20 protein-coding genes are annotated in these 20,240 nt (G+C 41.2%); 13 read left to right on the forward strand and 7 right to left on the reverse strand.

The annotated features are described in order from the left end of the window. Positions 1-545: 545 nt before the first annotated feature. The 4 genes from RG47T_RS02600 to RG47T_RS02615 all read right to left on the reverse strand — a co-directional run bounded on the left by RG47T_RS02600 (position 546) and on the right by RG47T_RS02615 (position 4,545). The gene (locus tag RG47T_RS02600) at positions 546-1,652 is read right to left on the reverse strand and encodes an acyltransferase family protein (RefSeq protein WP_074487912.1); all 1,107 of its coding nucleotides are present in this window, start codon (positions 1,650-1,652) and stop codon (positions 546-548) included. A 283-nt stretch (positions 1,653-1,935) separates the two neighbouring features. Then, complete coding sequence (locus RG47T_RS02605; RefSeq protein WP_074487913.1) at positions 1,936-2,955, reverse strand: MlaD family protein; 1,020 nt, start codon at positions 2,953-2,955, stop codon at positions 1,936-1,938. Further along, positions 2,956-3,729, reverse strand: coding sequence for an ABC transporter ATP-binding protein (locus RG47T_RS02610; protein WP_074487915.1), 774 nt, complete (start codon positions 3,727-3,729; stop codon positions 2,956-2,958). A gap of 3 nt (positions 3,730-3,732) precedes the next feature. After that, positions 3,733-4,545: an MlaE family ABC transporter permease gene (locus tag RG47T_RS02615; protein WP_074487916.1), complete on the reverse strand. Its 813-nt coding sequence runs from the start codon at positions 4,543-4,545 to the stop codon at positions 3,733-3,735. Positions 4,546-4,770: 225 nt separating this feature from the next. Between RG47T_RS02615 and RG47T_RS02620 the strand changes: the two genes are divergently transcribed. The 8 genes from RG47T_RS02620 (at position 4,771) to RG47T_RS02655 (ending at position 13,193) form a co-directional block, all read left to right on the forward strand. Next, entirely contained in the window at positions 4,771-5,646 is an 876-nt protein-coding gene (locus RG47T_RS02620) for an AraC family transcriptional regulator (RefSeq protein ID WP_074487917.1), read from the forward strand. Positions 5,647-5,811: 165 nt separating this feature from the next. Beyond that, the gene (locus RG47T_RS02625) at positions 5,812-7,644 is read left to right on the forward strand and encodes a sodium:solute symporter family protein (RefSeq protein WP_074487918.1); all 1,833 of its coding nucleotides are present in this window, start codon (positions 5,812-5,814) and stop codon (positions 7,642-7,644) included. A gap of 7 nt (positions 7,645-7,651) precedes the next feature. Then, positions 7,652-8,830 carry a glycoside hydrolase family 130 protein gene (locus tag RG47T_RS02630; protein ID WP_074487920.1) on the forward strand — a complete coding sequence of 393 codons (1,179 nt, stop codon included), beginning with the start codon at positions 7,652-7,654 and terminating at the stop codon, positions 8,828-8,830. A 25-nt stretch (positions 8,831-8,855) separates the two neighbouring features. Then, the gene (locus RG47T_RS02635) at positions 8,856-10,067 is read left to right on the forward strand and encodes an AGE family epimerase/isomerase (protein WP_074487921.1); all 1,212 of its coding nucleotides are present in this window, start codon (positions 8,856-8,858) and stop codon (positions 10,065-10,067) included. A 9-nt stretch (positions 10,068-10,076) separates the two neighbouring features. After that, positions 10,077-11,348, forward strand: coding sequence for a glycoside hydrolase family 27 protein (locus RG47T_RS02640; protein ID WP_074487922.1), 1,272 nt, complete (start codon positions 10,077-10,079; stop codon positions 11,346-11,348). A gap of 117 nt (positions 11,349-11,465) precedes the next feature. Further along, entirely contained in the window at positions 11,466-12,605 is a 1,140-nt protein-coding gene (locus RG47T_RS02645) for a glycoside hydrolase family 26 protein (protein ID WP_074487924.1), read from the forward strand. A 109-nt stretch (positions 12,606-12,714) separates the two neighbouring features. Continuing rightward, complete coding sequence (locus RG47T_RS02650; protein ID WP_216350995.1) at positions 12,715-12,906, forward strand: hypothetical protein; 192 nt, start codon at positions 12,715-12,717, stop codon at positions 12,904-12,906. After that, the gene (locus tag RG47T_RS02655; protein ID WP_074487926.1) at positions 12,891-13,193 is read left to right on the forward strand and encodes a type II toxin-antitoxin system RelE/ParE family toxin; all 303 of its coding nucleotides are present in this window, start codon (positions 12,891-12,893) and stop codon (positions 13,191-13,193) included. Before RG47T_RS02650 ends, RG47T_RS02655 begins: the two co-directional genes overlap by 16 nt. A gap of 4 nt (positions 13,194-13,197) precedes the next feature. Here RG47T_RS02655 and RG47T_RS02660 read toward each other — a convergent pair whose 3' ends face one another. The 3 genes from RG47T_RS02660 to RG47T_RS02670 are packed head-to-tail and all read right to left on the reverse strand — an operon-like array spanning position 13,198 to position 15,507. Further along, positions 13,198-14,283, reverse strand: coding sequence for a DegT/DnrJ/EryC1/StrS family aminotransferase (locus tag RG47T_RS02660; protein ID WP_074487928.1), 1,086 nt, complete (start codon positions 14,281-14,283; stop codon positions 13,198-13,200). Beyond that, positions 14,280-14,654 carry a sugar 3,4-ketoisomerase gene (locus RG47T_RS02665; protein WP_074487929.1) on the reverse strand — a complete coding sequence of 125 codons (375 nt, stop codon included), beginning with the start codon at positions 14,652-14,654 and terminating at the stop codon, positions 14,280-14,282. Before RG47T_RS02665 ends, RG47T_RS02660 begins: the two co-directional genes overlap by 4 nt. Positions 14,655-14,670: 16 nt before the next feature. Next, positions 14,671-15,507, reverse strand: a complete 837-nt coding sequence (locus RG47T_RS02670; RefSeq protein ID WP_074487931.1) for a beta-1,6-N-acetylglucosaminyltransferase — start codon at positions 15,505-15,507, stop codon at positions 14,671-14,673. Positions 15,508-15,765: 258 nt separating this feature from the next. Here RG47T_RS02670 and RG47T_RS02675 point away from each other — a divergent pair, with 258 nt between their 5' ends. From RG47T_RS02675 to RG47T_RS02695, 5 genes are all read left to right on the forward strand, one after another. Further along, positions 15,766-16,344 carry a carboxymuconolactone decarboxylase family protein gene (locus RG47T_RS02675; protein WP_074487932.1) on the forward strand — a complete coding sequence of 193 codons (579 nt, stop codon included), beginning with the start codon at positions 15,766-15,768 and terminating at the stop codon, positions 16,342-16,344. 9 nt (positions 16,345-16,353) lie between these two features. Beyond that, positions 16,354-17,583, forward strand: coding sequence for a DUF3179 domain-containing (seleno)protein (locus RG47T_RS02680; protein WP_074487933.1), 1,230 nt, complete (start codon positions 16,354-16,356; stop codon positions 17,581-17,583). A gap of 81 nt (positions 17,584-17,664) precedes the next feature. Beyond that, entirely contained in the window at positions 17,665-19,236 is a 1,572-nt protein-coding gene (locus RG47T_RS02685; protein WP_074487934.1) for a glycoside hydrolase family 28 protein, read from the forward strand. A gap of 91 nt (positions 19,237-19,327) precedes the next feature. After that, positions 19,328-19,603 (forward strand): hypothetical protein, encoded by a 276-nt coding sequence (locus RG47T_RS02690; RefSeq protein ID WP_074487936.1) that lies wholly within the window; start codon positions 19,328-19,330, stop codon positions 19,601-19,603. Between the two features lie 47 nt (positions 19,604-19,650). Further along, complete coding sequence (locus RG47T_RS02695; RefSeq protein ID WP_074487937.1) at positions 19,651-20,178, forward strand: adenine phosphoribosyltransferase; 528 nt, start codon at positions 19,651-19,653, stop codon at positions 20,176-20,178. Positions 20,179-20,240: the final 62 nt, after the last annotated feature.

Raw genomic sequence — 20,240 nt, forward strand, 5'->3', positions numbered from 1 at the left:
GCTTTTATAGTAAAGATATTAAGATGTGATGACTATTGACGGGATTTCTGCCGCAGATCTTAATACATTTAATATGTACAATTCAAAGGCTCCAGCAGCAAGCCAATTACCCAAAACAGGTTGCAATGAAACATTATGAAAGGTATAATAGTTTCGTAGGCCAATTTCTGAGCAAACAAATCCATTACTTCTTCGATAATATTGCGAAGATCAAAAATCGACTTGCTCCAGCTCCAGTGGGCATTTTAGTCGTCAAAAAGTAACTTATAGAAGCTTCTTGCAAAAATAGGTATCCGGAATAACGTGAGTATCAGTTATGACTGTTGAACATGCATGTGCCATTACCACCCAAATTGCAGCAATGGCGCGCCACGCGTCTAACTTGCCGGTATACAGAGGATTTAGTAGTTAATACATGTGATTGGGGCTGTTTTTCACTGAATATTTGCATGGGTATTGAGTGGTAAATTAAAAGATTTGATTCAGTTTAGAGTAACACCAAAAGCAAATAGTAAAACCTTGGGTTCTCAAATTCACTTATTGACTTATAATGAAGAAAATGTACTGTTTTTAATCGTTTTATTTCTTTTGTAGAGATTTAAAATGAGTGTCTTAGCCGGAATTTCAATTGTGTAATAAGTTACTATTGAAACAGAAATTAATACCAAAATAAAAATGCCTAGCGATAAGGAATCTGTTACCGGATGAATGAAGTTTGTAAAATAAATATAAACTGGATATTGAAGAATGTAGATCCCGTAACTGACTTCGCCAGAAAGGATAATGAGTTTATTGTTAAAAATATGAGTTTTGTCTTTGTCAAAGCTATTGATAGCCAGTACTAATAAGAAATAAGCAATTGCCAGTATTCCTCCTCCAAGCAGGTAATGATCTACAGGTAATAGCTGCTTGGTTAAAAAGATAGTTATAAAGCAAAATACGACGCATAGTAAGCTATTACGATTATTTTGTAAAAAAATTAACTTGTTATCTATAAATACTTTACCACAAATGGTACCAAGTAAAAATATTGAGATTTTAAAAATGGGGTGTAGATAGAGAATAGAAACAATCTTTTTTAGAACAGGAGACAGGCCCTCATGGTGTTCAATTTTGAATAATATTCCAGTGATGATTAGAGCTAACAAAAAATAGCCAATTACCTGTTTTTTGTAAAGTGAATAGTTCTTCTTCATCAAAAGGAAGGTAAAGGGAAACAGAGCGTAGAAAAAGAATTCGGAAGAGAGTGTCCATCCCGGGTAATTGAAGGAGCCTGCATATAGCCATCTTTGAATTCCTAATGACTCGAAAATTAATCGATATTTTACAGTATTGGTATCAATTGGTTTGATAAGATAGTGAAATGCTGCTAGTACGATTATTGCAAATAAATATAACGGGTAAATTCTAGCTATACGTTTTATATAAAAATCCCATTTTGAAAATGTTGCCGAGTCTTTTTTTAGAAAATTGCTGTTAGCCAAAATCATTACGAATCCAGAAATGAAAAAGAAAAAGTTTACAGCTTCATTACCATTCTTTATTATAAAATTAACATTAGGTTGTATTGATTTTGGGGTATAATGATATAATACTACGGTTAAAGCTGCAAGGAATCTCAGGGGGTATAGGGGATTTGTATTTCTGTGCATGGTAGACTAAATGACAATTGTGGTAATGTTTTACAGCCGAAGATAATGTATAAAATAGAATTAAGTGTTAAGAACAAAAAAAGCCTCCTTTTTTGAGGGAGACTTTAATTCATAAACTCGAATCAATAGTTTAATTAATTAGGGATTAAATAGCTTAGTTAGTTCGAGCTGTTGGCGTTAGTTTAGTTAGTTCATTGTATTAGTACGATACAATGATAATGTTTCTCTTCGCAAAATCAAAATTTTGTAAAAAAAGAAAGTTATGTTGCCTTTTTGATATAAATTATTGCGTCTTGTTGCTTTTTTCAATTGAATCTTGCTGTAATTTCAATTGTTTTTTTTGCGCTTTTTCTTTTTTATTGAAAAAGCCTTTTAAAAAGAAGTTGTGCTGAGCCGCTTCGAGATCATCATTGAGCTTAACCGAGCTTTCCTGCAACTTATCAAGGGTGTTTTGCACCTTAACTGCCGCTTTTGGGTCATTTAATAACACGCCAATGGCATTATCTGTCGTATTAAGTTTATTACTGGCCTTGTTAAGGTTGTCCGCAAAAGTGCTGGCTGTTTTGGTGGTTTGTTGCAACTGTTCAACAGCACGCTGAAATTGTTTAAACGTAGCTGTATCTGTAGCAAATTTATTGGCCAAGCCATCTTTACTGTTCAGCTTAACACCATATTGGTTCAACTGATCTGCCATGCGTGCTGTATTTGCGGTAGTGCGGTTTAAGTTTTCTACCATAGACCTGAACCGAAGTGAAAGCGTAGAATCTGTCATTAATTGCCCTACCAAGCCTTTTCCGTTTACGATGTTATGGCTTAATAATTTAAAATCACTGGTAATGGCCAACAGGTTTGTGTTGTTTTTCTGCAAGGTTTTCATAATGTCGTCGGTACTCATCATCGATTCGGCTTTTAGTCGGTCGCCGTCTTCAATAACCGGGGCATTAGGGCTGCCGCCATCAATAACCAATATTTTGTTACCGATAAAACCTTCGGAGCTTACCCTTACGCCTGCATTGCGGTGGATGTATTGCTGGGCATTCTTGTCAATGTTCATGGTTACATAAACCTGCGATATCCCGGTGAACCGAATGGCGCTGATGGTGCCAACCCGTACACCAGAAAACCAGATGTTATTACCTTTCATTAAGCCGTTTACGTCATTAAAAACAGCGCTGATATGTACGCCGTTGCTAAAGCTTTTGCGCGAGTTGCCAAAAGTAAAAACGGCAACTATAAATATGGCAAGGCCTACGGCTATAAATACACCTACCCATACGGCCTTTTTGTTGTCTGCGTTATCCATTTATTGTGTAAAGTTATAATCGTAAAATGCTTTCACTCTTTCGTCTGTTGTGTTAAATACTTCATCAAAACTGCCCTGGCGTTCAAATTTACCATCAAGCAGCATTACAATACGGTCGCCTGTTGCTTTGGCACAGGTTAAATCGTGGGTAATAATGATAGATGAGGTATGGTACATTTGCTGTACTTCGTTTATCAGTTCATTAATATCTATACAGGTAATAGGGTCGAGGCCGGCTGTGGGCTCGTCATACAGTACAATTTCGGGCTTTAAAATTAATGTACGTGCAATACCTATCCTTTTTCGCTGCCCACCCGAAAGTTCAGACGGCATTTGGTTAATGGTTTGTAACAGGCCCACATTGTCAAGCACTTCTTCTACCTGCATGGTAACTTCTTTGCGGGTAAGTTTTGGGCTGTTGCGTACCAGCGGAAACTCAATGTTTTTACGCACGGTCATACTATCATATAATGCACTGTTTTGAAAAGAGAACCCAACCTTAATTCGGAGATCCCGCAGCTCTTTTGCCGATAGGTTGTTCATGTCTTTCCCCAGTACAAGTACTTCGCCCGAGTCTGCTGTAAGCAGTCCGGAAATAATTTTAATCAACACAGATTTACCCGTACCCGAGCGGCCCAGCACCACGAGGTTTTCGCCCTGATAAAGATCAAGGTCAACACCGCGCAGTACATGATTAGTTTCAAAGGATTTCTTAAGTCCCCTGATGCTGATCACCGTTTGGTTGTAATCAATATTTGTATTCGGTTTCGCCATATATTATCTAAACCATCCTATGATTTGTACAATCACAATTTCTTCAATAAACACTAAAAACATGGCAGTTACCACTGCCGAATTTGCTGCCTTACCCACGCCCTCTGTTCCGCGCGATGAGTTATAGCCTTTATAAGCGCCCACAATGCCTATTGTAAACCCAAACACAATGGATTTTATAAGTGATGATTCAAAATCAAGGAAAGATAACGGTTCAAACACCTGGGCAATAAAAGTGCTGTAACTGGTGCCTTCGTTTTGATGCACGTTTAAATAACCACCCAATATGGCTACAAAAGCGGCAAAGGTTGATAAGATAGGTACCGTAATAGTGGTAGCCAATACACGAATGCATACCAGGTATTTAAATGGATTGGTACCCGAAACCTCCATGGCATCAATTTGCTCGGTAACCCGCATAGAGCCCAGCTCGGCACCAATACTTGACCCAACCCGGCCTGCGGTGATCAACGCTGTTACCAACGGAGCAAGCGCCCGCATAATAGCGATGGACACCAATGATGGCAGCCATGATGTTGCGCCAAATTCTGACAGCGATGGGCGTGATTGCTTGGTAAATATTAAACCTACAATAAAACCGGTTAGGGTAATTAACCCGAGGGAGCGTACGCCAACTTCGTAACATTGCCTTAAAAGTTCTTTGCCCTCATAAGGGGGTACAAAAGCCTCCTTAAAAAAGCGCAAAATAAAGCGGACTACGTTGTACAGATCTGTAAAAGTACCTGCCAAACTTTTTGCTAATTTATTGGGCCTTTTAACAGGTACTTGTTCTGCTGTGCTATCTGGTGTGTCCATTAATTATTTTTGTGGATAATGCTTATTATCATTAACCATGTTTACTTACAAATGCTAATCGATGTTGTTTTACGATTGGGTGTAAAATAAGCAGATTTTACATTAATATCAGCAAACCTACTTTTATTAGTAATAACATTAAATAATCAATTTGTAAAAACATAGTAAATATTGTACGCTAATGGTTAAATTTGTATTACCAATTTTTCTTAACCAACTAATTTTATGACAGGGAATGTGATGCGCGAGATCACTCCGCTTACCCCAAGTGATTGTTTTACCATATTTTCGAGAACCAAACAAAAGTTCGACTTTCCGCTGCACTATCATGATGAGTACGAACTTAATCTTATTTTGCATGCCAAAGGAGCCAAACGCGTAGTTGGCGGGCATATTGATATTATTGATGATGTGGAATTGGTACTCATTGGCCCTAACCTATATCATGCCTGGTTTACGCATCAATGCCAGAGCGAAGCCATTACAGAGGTAACCATTCAGTTTCATAAAGACTTGTTTGACGAGCGTTTTTTAAAGCGCAACCAGCTCAACTTTGTGCGCAATATGCTCGACCACTCACAGCGTGGGGTATTATTTTCTCCCGAAACTATTGCGCTGCTTAAAGATAGAATAGTGTCGCTGGATAAAAAAAGTGGCTTTGATTCGGTTTTAGAGCTGCTTTCCATCTTGCATGACCTCTCTGTTTCGCGCAATTTTAAAACCCTGTCTGATCTTAGTTTCTCTAATGATCGCTTCCAGTACAATAGCCGTCGGATAGAGCGTGTGTTTGAATACATGAACATCAATTACAACCGCCAGGTAACACTGGCCGAGGTATCTAAACTGGCCAATATGCCCGAAGCTTCGTTTAGCCGCTTTATAAAAAAACGTACCGGTAAAACCTTTATAGATACCCTGAACGAGATTCGCCTGGGCCATGCATCGCGTATGCTGATAGATACCACCAACACCATTGCCGAGATTGCATACAAATGCGGCTTCAACAATATCTCTAATTTTAACAGGATCTTTAAACGTAAAAAACTATGTATCCCTAAAGAGTTTAGAGAAACTTATGCCGGCAACAGGGTTTTTATATAGCCGGTTTATTGTCTAATTAAACGTTCGATTAAGAATTATGTACTTAGTTTGGTTAAAAAAGTATTAGTCTGCTTTGGCTTAAATATATAGTTTTACTCCTGCCAATAATTAGCAGGCCTTGCGAATGTTTATATCCGCGGCTGCTACTATGTAAGCTTCGTATCAATGAAACTATCTCTACTGGATGCTTCTATTATAATCGTATACCTTATATCTACCATATTTATTGGTTTATGGTATCGTAAAAAAGCACTCCAAAATAAAGATAGCTATATGCTGGGTGGCCGTACGCTGCCCTGGTACAAGCTCGGTTTAAGTGATGCCTCAGATATGTTTGACATTAGCGGCACCATGTGGATGGTGAGCCTGTGCTTTGCCTATGGTATGAAAAGCATCTGGATACCCTGGCTTTGGCCGGTATTTAACCAGATATTTTTAATGATGTACCTCTCGCGCTGGCTGCGCCGATCTAATGCAAGTACCGGTGCCGAATGGTTAGAAACCCGCTTTGGTAAAACCGGTAAAGGGGTAGGTAATTCGCACAAAGTAGTTATTGCATTTGCTTTATTAAGTTGCCTGGGCTATCTCGCTTATGGCTTTATAGGCTTGGGTAAATTCATCGAAATTTTTGTGCCCTGGGATGCTGTGAAGGCCTATGTGCCTTTTAATGTTACCCCGCAATATGTGCCACATTTTTACGGCATCATTTTTACCCTGTTTGCCATGTTTTACTCCATTTTAGGGGGTATGCATAGTATTGTGCTGGGCGATATCATTAAATACTGCATCATGACGGTGGCCTGTATCTGGGTAGCCATTATTGCTGTGACCCGCTTACATGGCCATCAACTCAATGTACCAGATGGCTGGTATAGCCCGTTCTTCGGTTGGAAGTTGGGTATGAGCTGGACAGGCATTATTAGTGATGTAAACCAAAAGATCAAAAGCGATGGTTACTCATTATTCGGGATATTTTTTATGATGATTACATTCAAGGGTATCTTCGCAGCTTTGGCCGGTCCTGCTCCCAACTATGATATGCAGAAGATACTTTCCACCCGTTCGCCCGAAGAAGCCAGTAAGATGAGCGGTTTTGTAAATGTAATGCTGCTGCCTATCCGGTATTCGCTCATTATTGGATTAACTGTGTTGGCCCTGCTGTACTATAATCAAATGAATTTAAAGGATGCCAACGGAACTGTGGATTTCGAGAGGATCTTACCTGCGGTTATCAATAACTTTTTACCGGTTGGCTTGGTGGGTTTAATACTAACAGGTTTGTTAGGGGCTTTTATGGGTACATTCAGCGGCACGCTTAACGCGGCCCAGGCCTATATTGTAAACGATATTTACCTTAAATATTTTAACCCGGAGGCTTCTACCAAAAAGATCATCTCCATGAATTATATGGTAGGTATTGTGGTGGTAATTGTAGGTGTTGCATTAGGTTTTTTTGCTAAAGATGTAAACGCCGTTTTACTGTGGATTGTATCTGCCCTTTACGGCGGATATGTGGCCTCGAACGTATTGAAATGGCATTGGTGGCGCTTTAATGCCAATGGCTTTTTTTGGGGTATGCTTACCGGTATCGTAACCGCGCTGGTTTTTTCGAAACTGATTGATGATGCACAACTTTTGTACTGGTTCCCGGTACTGTTTGGCTTGTCGTTGGCTGGGTCTATTATTGGCACATACTCCGCACCGCCTACGGATATGGCTGTGCTTAAATCCTTCTATTCAAACGTTCGCCCATGGGGATTCTGGGGGCCTGTTGATGATGCTGTAATGGCAGATGATCCCAATTTTCAACGAAACAAAAACTTTAAGCTTAATATGTTTAACGTGGTTTTGGGTACCATAGCACAACTGTGCTTTACCATTTTACCCATGTACCTCATACTGATGCAAAAGATGGCATTAGCTATTACGGTAGGTATTTTGGCAGTGATCTGTGCTATCCTCAAAAAAACGTGGTGGAACAAACTGAGTGATTATTAATAAAACAATGACAGAACAATTTAACCTACGTTTATCACAATTAGAGCAGGACTGGCTGCAGCTGGTTATTAAAGAAAACTATAAAGTTGAGCCAAGTAATGGTATCTATCACCGGTATCAAAATCCGGTTATTACGGCAGCCCATGCGCCGGTTTTTTGGCGATATGATCTTGACCCCAAAACCAATCCATATTTGATGGAGCGTTTTGGTATTAACGCTGCTTTTAATGCCGGGGCCATAAAATGGGACGGCAAATATATACTGGCTGTGCGTACCGAAGGTCTCGACCGCAAATCGTTTTTCGCCATTGCAGAAAGCCCGAACGGTATAGATAATTTCAGATTCTGGGATTACCCGATCAATCTGCCCGAAACAGCAGCCCCCGATACCAACGTTTATGATATGCGTTTAACCCAGCATGAAGATGGTTGGATTTACGGTTTGTTCTGCACCGAGCGTCGAGACCCGGAGGCTCCAATACACGATCAGTCGATGGCTGTGGCGGCCTGTGGTATTGCCCGTACTAAAGACCTGGTTACATGGGAACGACTGCCGGATTTAAAAACATCATCGGCACAACAACGTAACGTAGTATTGCACCCAGAGTTTGTGGACGGTAAATATGGCCTGTACACCCGCCCGCAGGATAGTTTTATTAATGCAGGTACTGGTGGTGGCATAGGCTTCGGTTTGACTGCTAGTATGGAAAATGCCGAGGTAGGCGAGGAGAAAATTATCGATACCAAACAATATCATACCGTTTATGAAGCCAAAAACGGACAAGGCCCTGCGCCGATAAAAACGACAGAAGGCTGGCTGCACCTGGCGCATGGTGTGCGTAATACTGCCGCAGGTTTGCGCTATGTGTTATATATGTTTATGACTGATCTGCATGATCTGACCAAAGTAATTTATAAACCGGCCGGTTATTTCTTAGCCCCGGAAGGTGAGGAGCGGGTAGGTGATGTATCAAACGTGGTATTCAGCAATGGCTGGATTTTGGATAATGACGGCACGGTGTTTATTTACTATGCATCATCAGACACGCGCATGCATGTGGCTACCAGCACGGTTGATAAACTACTTGATTATGTGAAGTATACCCCTGCAGATGGTTTGCGTTCGGCAGCGTCTGTTAAAACCTTGTACCGTATTATTGATAAAAATAAAAGTTTAAATAAGTAGCTTAGGATTATCATCTCCAATACCTATGAAAGCCGAATTAGCCGCAGCACTGCAAACTTATAAAGACGAGCTGAACACCGAGCTGGTTCGTATTATGGATTACTGGTCGAGATATACCATTGACGATAAAAACGGCGGTTTTTATGGCAAAATAGATCAGCATAACAATGTAGATCTGCAGGCGCCAAAAGGTTCCGTGCTGAATGCCCGCATTCTTTGGTCGTTCGCTGCAGCCTATAACCAGGATCAAACACCTTACTATTTAGATCTGGCTCAGCGTGCCTATGAATATATCGTTGAGCACTTTATTGACCACGAACACGGCGGCGTATACTGGACGGTAGATTACCAGGGGAAGCCCTTAGATACTAAAAAGCAAGTTTATGCCATCGCCTTTACCATTTATGGTTTAAGCGAATATTATATTGCGTTTAAAGATGAGTATGCGAAAGATTGGGCAATCAGGCTTTATCATTTGCTCGTTGAAAAAAGCTTCAATACGCTAAAAACCGGTTATTTCGAAGCCTTTAACAGGGAGTGGCAACCATTGGATGACCTTCGCCTGAGCGCTAAAGACGCCAACGAAAAAAAGACCATGAATACCCACTTACATGTATTGGAGGGTTACGCCAACCTGTATCGTATTTGGCCCGATGGTGGTTTGCGTAAACAGATTTTGACCTTGCTATATGATTTTATAGATCACTTTATCGATCCGAAGAAACATACGCTGAACCTTTTTTTTGATGAGAATTGGAAACTGCGATCAGATCTGGTTTCCTACGGTCACGATATTGAAGCTGCCTGGCTGGTATTGCATGCAGCCGATGTAATTGGCGATGATAAACTGGTAGCACAACTGCGTGATCTTGCCGTGTTAATTGCCGGGGCCGCAACCAAAGGCCTGGATAAAGATGGCGGTATGTGGTATGAGTTTGAGCCTGCTGCTCATCATCTCATCCGCGAGAAGCACTGGTGGGTACAGGCCGAAACGATGATCGGTTATTTTAATGCCTACCAAATAAGCGGGGAAGAAAAGTATGCACAACTCTCTCTAAATAACTGGGCTTTTGTAAAAGACAAGATCCTGGACAAGTATAACGGCGAATGGCACTGGGGCATTAACCAGCACGGCCAGCTAATGCCCGATGAAGATAAAGCAGGATTATGGAAATGCCCTTACCATAACACCCGCGCCTGTATAGAAATCATAAACCGAATAAATAGTACATCGTAACAGACCATAATGAAGTTTAACCAATTAAAAAACCTGGTTCTTATCTGCATAACCAGTTTAATAACTGTAAATATTACAGTTGCACAAGATGCTGCCGCACCTGTAAAGGTTACCAGACAGGCAGATGCAGACAACAGCCATCTGGCGCTAACTCCGCCCATGGGTTTTAATACCTGGAACACTTTCCAAACCAATATTAATGAGCAGATGCTGAAAGAAATGGTGGATACCTATGTATCATCTGGTATGCGCGATGCCGGTTACCAATATTTTGTGCTGGATGATGGCTGGATGACTATGGACCGCGATGCCAAAGGCGATCTGGTAGCCGACCCTAAAAAGTTCCCCAACGGGATGAAGGCTTTTGCAGATTACGTACACTTAAAAGGTTTAAAGTTCGGGATCTACAATTGCGCTGGCGACAGAACCTGTGCCGGTTACCCCGGTACACGTGGTCACGAATATCAGGATGCACGCCTGTATGCATCATGGGATGTTGATTATTTAAAATATGACTGGTGTAACACCGACAGCCTGAATGCCCGCGAAGCTTACATTACCATGAGCAAAGCTTTAAAAGCAACCGGCAGGCCTATTGTGTTTAGCCTTTGCGAGTGGGGTAACCACCAGCCGTGGTTGTGGGGTAAAGGTGTTGGGCAGCTATGGCGCAGTACCGGCGATATCTGTAACCAGTTTGACAAAGATAAAAACGTAGGTACATGGACTGCATTAAGCGTAATGACCATATTGGATAAACAAGATAAAATTCGCCAGTATGCCGGCCCGGGCCATTGGAACGATCCGGATATGCTGGAGGTTGGCAATGGCATGAGCGTAAGCGAAGATCGCGCGCATTTCTCTTTATGGTGTATGCTGGCTGCGCCTTTAATGGCTGGGAATGACCTGCGTAAAATGTCGCCGCAAACGCATGAGATCCTAACTAATAAGGAAGCAATTGCTGTAGATCAGGATTCGTTAGGGATACAAGGTTTTCGCTATTATGCCTTCGATGGTTTAGAGATGTGGGTTAAGCCGCTTAATAAACAAGATGTAGCTGTATGCTTTTTAAACCGCAGTGCCCATCCGCAGAATATAGATTACGCTTGGGAAGAGCATTTGTTACAGGATACCATTTCGCACCTGAATATCAACTTTGCACAAGAGACTTATAAAGTTCGCGACCTGTGGGTTAAAAAGGATTTGGGTACAACCAAAAAACTGTTTAAACAAGTTATTGCACCGCACGATGTAGTAATGTTGCGTTTGCGTAAAGCAAACTAATCTGTAATATAATTCGTTGTATTAAAGCCGGCTTAGTATTAATAGGCCGGCTTTTTGGTGTTTATAAATAAAAACTTATCAATTTTACAGGCCGCGAAGCGGCTCTTGATATTATCTATGAAAAACGTTTTGCTTGTTTCTATAATTACTGTTTTATCTATAACCAGCCTAAAGGCGCAAGTGCAGCCCAATGCTCCCTGCGACCCAAAGGCAACTAAAGAAACACGCAACCTGTATAATAATATGCGTCAATTGGTTGAGAAAGGAATCATGTATGGCCATCATGACGATACCGGCTATGGCGTTAACTGGCGTTTACAGGCCGATAGTTCGGACGTGAAAGCCGTTACCGGATCATACCCGGCCATTTATGGCTGGGATTTGGCCAGGATTGAGCATGATAGTACCTCAGATATTAATGGTATCCCTTTTGAAACCCAGCGTCAACTGGTTAAAGATGCTTATCAGCGCGGGGGCGTAAATACTTTTTGCTGGCACATGGATAACCCGGTTAATGATAAAACTGCCTGGGATACTACGAATAATAGCGTAAAAGACATTTTGGCCGATGGCGAAGCACATGATAAATACGTAGCATACCTGAAAAAGGCTGCCAAATTTATAAAGTCATTTAAGGGGGACAATGGCGAGGCTATCCCTATTTTATTCAGGCCTTTTCATGAACTTACGGGTGGATGGTTTTGGTGGGGCAATAAAACTACCGATCCGCAGGATCTGATTGCGATATGGCGTTTTACCATAGATTATTTAAGAAAGAAAGAGAAGGTACATAACTTATTAGTTGTTTATTCTACTGCCGATTTTAATTCGCCCGAAGATTTTATGGCCCGCTATCCGGGTGATGATTATGTAGATTTGGTGGGCTTCGATCTGTATTGCACCGATAATGTACCTCAATTTGTGCAACGGCTTGATAAGCAATTATCCATACTACAAACCGTAGCTGCCGAACATCACAAAATAGCCTGCGTGCCCGAAACCGGTTACCAGAGCATCCCCGATGCCAATTGGTGGACAGGCACTTTACTGCCCGAAATAGCAAAATACAAATTATCTTACCTGCTTACCTGGCGCAACGGTGGCCTTAATCATCATTTTGCGCCGTATCCCGGCCAAAAGAGTGCAGCAGATTTTGTGAGATTTTATAACAACCCCAAGGTATTGTTTCAGGATAAGTTATCGCCGATGGGGATATATGGGAAGGTCTTGAATACAAATGATCAAACAGGTCATTAAGTCAAACTGGATATATTAAGGGATTTTAATGAATCAAAATGATTATTTTAGCATTAAATTCGATAGTATGAATATACAAGCCGAGAAATTAGATCTATTACAAACAATCATGAATACTACTGATGAGGGTTTGATTTTAGATGTTAAAGCATTTCTTTCTAACAGAAAGACCGACTGGTTTGATGAGTTAGGACAGGATCAGCAGAAAGATGTTTTAGAAGGGTTAGCCCAGGCTGATCGCGGTGAAACAGTTTCCCATTCTGAAGTTGTTAAATTATTTAGTAAATGGGGTTTGAAATAGTTTGGTCTAAAAAAGCTATCCAAACATTTGGAGACAGAATAACATATCTAGAAAAAAATTGGACTGAAAAAGAGATTTTTAATTTCACATCCCGTGTCAATGAATATCTAAATTCATTGAAGGACCAACCCCTTATGTTCCGTAAATCTGCAAAATTGAAACATACCCATATCGGGGTTATTATAAAACAAGTATCTATAATATATCGGGTAAAGCCTCGTGGTGTTAAAATTGAACTAATCGCTTTTATTGATAATAGGCAAAATCCTAAAAAACAGAATTTTTAATTAACTAAAAATCGTTCAACTTATCAATCACAAATTGCACATCTTTTTCGGTATGGCAATAGGAGCAGGGCAGGCTTAGGGTTGTTTGGTGAATTTCTTCAGAAATAGGGAAACTTAATCCTGCTAATAAGGGCAATAATGCTTTTTGCTGATGCGGCGGCACAGGGTAGTGGATTTCGGTTCCAATGCCATGTTCATATAAATAAGCTTTTAATGCATCGCGGCGGGGATGGCGGATGTTAAAGATGTGGTAAACATCTGTATAATCAGCATCAACAACCGGTAATATATAATCTGCTCTTAGCTGGTCGAGATACATGGCTGCCAACTTTTGTTTGTGGGCATTAATGGCATCCAGCGCTTCGAGTTTTATTTGGAGAAAAGCCGCCTGCAATTCATCCAGCCGCGAATTAACACCCATGTATTCGTTATAGTATTTCTTTTCAGAGCCATAGTTGCGCAGTTTTCGCATTTTATCGGCGTATGTTGCATGGTTGGTGGTTATAGCTCCTGCATCGCCAAGGGCACCTAGGTTTTTGGTTGGGTAAAAGCTAAAAGCGCCAAACTCGCCAAAGGTACCCGTTTTTTCACCCTTAAACATAGCACCGTGCGATTGCGCACAGTCTTCAATTAAAACCAGGTTGTATTTTTCTTTGATCGCCATTATCGCATCCATGTCGCAACATTTGCCATACAGGTGTACAATAATTATTGCACGCGTTTTGGGGGTAATGGCTTTTTCTATTTCAGCCGGGTCAATATTGTAGGTACTTATATCCGGTTCTACCAATACAGGTATTAAGCCATTATTGGTGATAGATAATATGGTGGCAATGTAAGTATTGGCTGGCACAATAACCTCGCTGCCGGGTTCAAAGTCAAAAGTTTTTAACGAAAGCGTTAAGGCATCCAGCCCGTTGGCAACGCCTACACAATATTCAGACTGGTTCCATTGGGCAAACTGCTGTTCGAAATCTGCAGTGTATTTACCTAAAATATACCAGCCGCTGTTTAAAAAGTCGCTGAAACTTTGTTTAAATGCTTCGTTAAACGGTTTATTTAGTTCAAACAGGTTTTCGTAAGGGATCATTCGTTATGCTGGTATGGGTCGAAAATATAATCTGTAGCATCAAAGGATGTAGAGGCCAAAACCAGCAATATGGCATCGGGCGAAAAGTTTTTCATTACATGCCAATCCTGTGTTTCGAGTATCAGGCATTTATCCGGGCTGTCCAGTTCAAACGTTTCTATATTAATGCCATTGTCATTATCAATGGTGCATTTGCCTTGTATACAAATAGCCGCCTGCACTGTTTTATGGTGCCTATGCCCGCCACGTGCCGAACTATCAACGCCGTATATATAAAACAGGCGTTTAATATCAAAGGGTATCGCTTCGTCTAGTACGGTTAAGTTACCACGTGTATCACTAAATGTGGTTATGTTTATCAGGTAAGCCATTCGGGGTGGGGGTAATTTACAATTCATCCAACATATCCAGCAATTTGCTGTCGGCATCCACACTAAATTTTCGCGCAAACAGATCGTCTGTGTTCTTTAATGCTGCAAAATCTTTAATAGTTAAAGTTTTGGGATGCGACCCGCCTGCCGACCAATCGATATACCGGTAATCGTTATTAACCAACTTATCTTTATAATCAGAATTCATTAATACGGTCTGAAAAACAAATTCGTCACTTCCCCAGGTAAACAGGAAAAAACGCTCGAGATGGGGTTTACTTTCTACATAATCCACAACATATTTTGCACAATCGATACTCAGTATCCAAAACATCGATTTTCCGTAAGGTTTTAAATCCTCCGGTAATTTTCGTTTAGGCGTAAAAATATTAATCAGCCTTTCTAACCTGTAACGGCCTTTAAAGGTAAAGTTAGCGAAGTGATAGCGGGTTATACGCGGCAGGGCTTCCAGCCAATCGTCCTGTATACTCTCAAATTCAATAAACTCTTTACCCTGGTTCCGGGTAAGAAAATCAAGCATGTATTCGGGCGATTTAGTGGGGTAATCCTGTCCGCTTATAAAGTTAATATAGTCGTATTTAATTCCGGTAGAGGCAATTTCTTTAATACATTTAAAGGTAGCCTTAATGGTATTATAACCAGCCCAGCGTACATCTTCGCGGTTGTGTACCAGAAATACGTTGGGGTATTGCTGTAAATACAGGTACGGCTTTATGCTAAACTTTTTATCGACGTGAATGTAAAAATCAAACTCCGGGTGGGATAAACGTTTGATTAATCGCTCGGTTAGTTTGGGGTTAGTATAAGTGAGTATTAAGTGGGCAACTTTCATTGTAGTTAATAGTACGGCAAATTTTATAAAATGGTTTTCATTGCCTTGCTACTAATATTTACAATACCGTGCCAGTTATGCCTAAATCATGAGTTTTTGATTTTGAGATGATAAAGTGATTAAAATGAATAGCGTTTATTAATAAATAATAAAACAATCGCCGGCAATTAATTGGATGATACTTAAAGATAATAGTATCTTTAAATATTATAAACCATATTTCTGTAACCAACAGAAAGCTAGTTAATTATTGAAAAGATGCCTTACATTCCTTTAGATGATAAGCTGCCGGGTATAACAGGATTGCTAAATTACCGTTTAGACACCGCCTTGCCCATTCGCGAGCTTACCCAAATATTGTTGCGTGGCCCGTCGAGCCTTACCGAGGGCGAACGTGAGTTAATAGCCACTGTAGTTTCGCATGGTAACCAATGCCGCTTTTGTACTGCCGCGCATACAGCCGCAGCCGATGCGCTATTAGAAGAAAACGAGACTTCTGAAAAAGTAAAAAATGACCCGGACTATGCGCCCGTAAGCGTGAAAATGAAATTTTTGCTGGAGATTGCCCGTAATGTGCAGGTTAGTGGTAAAAATGTAACGCCAGAACTGGTTGGCCTGGCCAAAGAGGCAGGCGCAACGGATATGGAACTGCATGATACCGTATTGATCGCTGCTTTATTTAGTTTATATAATCGTTATGTAGATGGGTTGAACACGGTTACACCCGCTGTTGAATCTGGTTTTTATGATCGTTTGGGCGGCATTTTAAAAACAAGCGGCTACCTGCCATCAGAAAACAGGTATGCTGCATTGCAGGCAGATACTTCAATACAATAATAACAGCCCATGACTATCAAAAATAAGAATCGCTTGTTTTGGCTGGGTATATTTTTACTGCTGATACCCGGTTTGGTACATGCGTATTTATTAATGCCGTTCCCCGGCAGCCAGAATCTTGAAGCTATTACGGTATCCTATTATCTCGAAAAAATGGTATTGCCATTGCGGATACTCGGTTGCATTTTAGTGATCTGGTATTTAATTAGCTTTTTTAACCAGGATACCCGCAACCAAAAAGCATGGAAATTGGTGATGCTGTTTATTTGTGCAGGCATATATTATGTAACCGATGTACAGTACAAAGCAGAGAAAATGTTCGAGGAACCGCATTCGGTTGTGTTTGCCAACGCATTGCAAAATAAAGTACCGCAAGGTTATGTGATACTTGGTGTGGTACATAATGGGGTGGCAAAAGCCTACCCGCTTATTTACCTGGGGTACCATCATAAAGTGCAGGACAATGTAGGCACCGAGCCTGTATTGGTAACCTATTGTACCATGTGCCGTACGGGTAGGGTATACAGCCCGGTTGTTAACGGTAAGCGGCAAAACTTTAGGCTGGTAGGTGCCAGACATTACAATGCTGTTGTTGAAGACGAAAGTACCGGCACCTGGTGGTACCAGGCTACAGGCAAGGCAGCTGTAGGGGAGTTGAAAGGCGCATCGCTAAAAGAAGTTAATTACGAGCAAACAACGCTGGAGGCCTGGCTGAGAAGGCACCCCGGATCACTGATTATGCAGCCCGACCGCGCCTTTGCAAATGATTATGCCGACTTGAAAAATTATGACAACCGCCAACCTGTTGATAAGGATAGCTTGCTCAAAAATAAAGATTCGTTGATTAGGAAGAGCTGGGTAATTGGTGTGGCGTTAAATAATAAAGAAAAGGCTTATGAATGGCGGCAACTATACAAGCAGCAAATACTTAATGACAGCCTCGGCAAAACCAACCTGTTAATAGGTATAGAAAAGGATAGTTTAACTTTCCACGTATGGAATAGTACTGTCAATAACAAACCACTGCATTTTAATTTAAATTCTGTTGGTATCATCAGCGATACCGAAACCGGCTCACTTTGGGATTGGGACGGCTTTTGTACTGATGGTAAATTAAAAGGCAAGCAGTTAACCACCGTACAGGCTTACCAGGAGTACTGGCATTCGTGGCAGCATTTTCACCCGGCTACAAAGCTTTGGCATGGTAATAATGTGATACTGCATGTAGCCAAATTATAATCAGTAAAAGGCATATTATCATTACAGTTTAGCCTAAACAAGCAACATCTTCGTAAACCAATTATTAACCAATTTTTACGAATGAATAAGTTGAGATTTTTATCTGTCCTGCTCGTATTCTTTGTTCAGCAGTGTTTTGCACAAACATTTAATATAAAAGATTACGGTGCTATTGCCGATGGTAAAACGGTAAACACTGCGGCTTTACAAAATGCTGTAGATGCCTGCAGCGCTAATGGCGGGGGCATGGTTTACGTGCCGGCCGGCACTTTTGTAACGGGTACCTTCCATTTAAAAAGTAATATAAACCTGTATCTCGAAAACGGAGCCGTGCTGAAAGGCAGCCCCGACCTGAAGGACTATGTATCCTATACCATGCCGGTATATGGGCTTAATTATTACGGGATGCTTTATACAACCGATGCAGAAAATGTATCGATAACAGGTGCCGGGACTATAGACGGTAACAACCCCGTGTTTCACGATTTTACAAAGGCAAAAAAAATTGATGCCAAAAGCAGCAGCCTTACCCGGCAAAAAGATAATTTCCGCCATGTGGAAAGCGGGATAGGGGATGGCCCGGTGGTACCCAATAAAGACCGGCCGCATCAGATGGTGATTTTCTCTAATTGCAAAAATGTACACATGCGGGATGTGTCGCTCATTAACTCTCCATTCTGGACCCTGCACTTTGCAGATTGTGATGCGGTTAATGTAAGCGGTATCAGGTTATGGAGCGGTTTACTGGTACCCAATGCCGATGGTATTGATGTAACCAGCTGCAGCAACGTGGTAATTGATAACTGCGATATCCGCGCGGGCGACGACGCCATTGCCATTGTGGGATACGATCATCACTTCGAAATTCCCGGGTTTAAGGGATTGAAACATGTGTCTGAAAACATCATTGTATCAAACTGTAACCTGCAGTCAAACTCAAGTGGTATCCGTATTGGGTTTCTGGATCAAAATACGGTGCGTAATGTGCATGTAAGCCATACCAATATCACCAACTCCAGCCGGGGCATCGGGATCTTTTTGCGCGACGAAGGCTCGCTGGAGAATATTACGTTTTCTGATATGCACATCGAAACCTATCTGCACACTGGCGATTGGTGGGGCAATGGCGAGCCGATCCATATTTCGGCTGTCAGGGGTAAAGAGCATGTAAAGCTGGGTACGATCAGAAACATAGAGTTTAACAACATTAGCTGTACCGGCGAAAACGGTATGCTGATCTATGGTTCGGCCGAAAGTGTGATACAGGATGTGCGTTTCAATAATGTATCTTTTCAATTAAAAAATAGCAAGTTGAATGATGTTGCCGGCGGTAATATTGATATGCGTGGTGGATTGGCACCCAAAGACCAATTGTTTGCCAGTGATATCCCGGGTTTAATGGCTCATTTTGTAGCTGGTTTATCAATCAATAATTTCAGATTAAGCTGGGATAACAGCATAACCCAGCCTTATTTTACCAGCGGCATAGCTGCAGATCATTTTAAAGATCTGTATATCTCGGGCTTTAAGGGTTCGGCTGCGCCGCAGAATACTAAAGCGGCTATACTTTCGCTTAGTAATGGTATTGGGGTAACAACTGATATTAAAAGTATAGCGCAAACCAATGTTATCGGCTTTAAAGCTTTAAAGTAATATTAAGGTAATATGGACTAATTAAACCGGGCTTGGATAAAACCTTTTGCAGCTTATCAGGCTTTATTAGTTTTAACCAACCCTAGTTTATATGAATGCCTACCAGCAAAAGTGGATCGAAGTTTTACAGCATGCCAACGTGCCGCAATGGAAAATAGATGGAAAAGGCGATGATATTCTGATCCATGTACCCGATAACCGCAACATTAAAGAGCTTGCCGATAACCTGGAAACAGTACTGGCCGAAATATCATTGGATATTACTTTACCCAAAGAACGCTTAAGGTTCGTGATCAAAAATTCGCGCGAGGAGATCGAGTACATCCTGAACCCGCACGAAAGCGATCTGGAAAACGGCAATGAATAATCGATTGCAGAAATTTGCTTAATATTGGCAAAGCATTCACACACCACATGATCGATCAGCAGATAAAAGCAGTTATACGGGATATTCACGATTTTCCAAAACCTGGTATTGTATTTAAAGATATTACCCCGATATTGAAAGAACCCGGGCTTTGTAATGCTATTGTTGATGCTTTTATCAACCAGTTAAACGGTACCCGTGTTGATGTGGTAGCAGGGGTAGAGAGCAGGGGCTTTTTATTCGGCTTAACCCTGGCTAATAAGTTGGGCGTACCCTTTGTGCCTGTACGTAAGGCCGGTAAGCTGCCTTATGCGATAAAGCAAAAAGTTTATGAGTTAGAATACGGCACAGCAACCATAGAGTTGCACACCGATGCCTTTGAGCCCGGCCAGCATGTGCTGATCCATGATGATTTGCTGGCCACCGGTGGCACCGTTACTGCAGCCAGCGAACTTATACAGGAGATGGGTGGGATAATAGCCGGTTTCTCTTTTGTAATAGGGTTAAACTTCCTGAACGGTAAAGAGCGCATTGCATCTACAAGCAATAAAATAATTGTATTGGCTGAATATTAATAAAGAACCAGGAAGTAGAGGCAAGAATCAAATATTGTATAAGCTACGTAATCATCGTGGCA

The sequence above is a fragment of the Mucilaginibacter polytrichastri genome, assembly GCF_001911425.1.
GTDB classification, from domain to species: Bacteria; Bacteroidota; Bacteroidia; order Sphingobacteriales; family Sphingobacteriaceae; genus Mucilaginibacter; species Mucilaginibacter polytrichastri.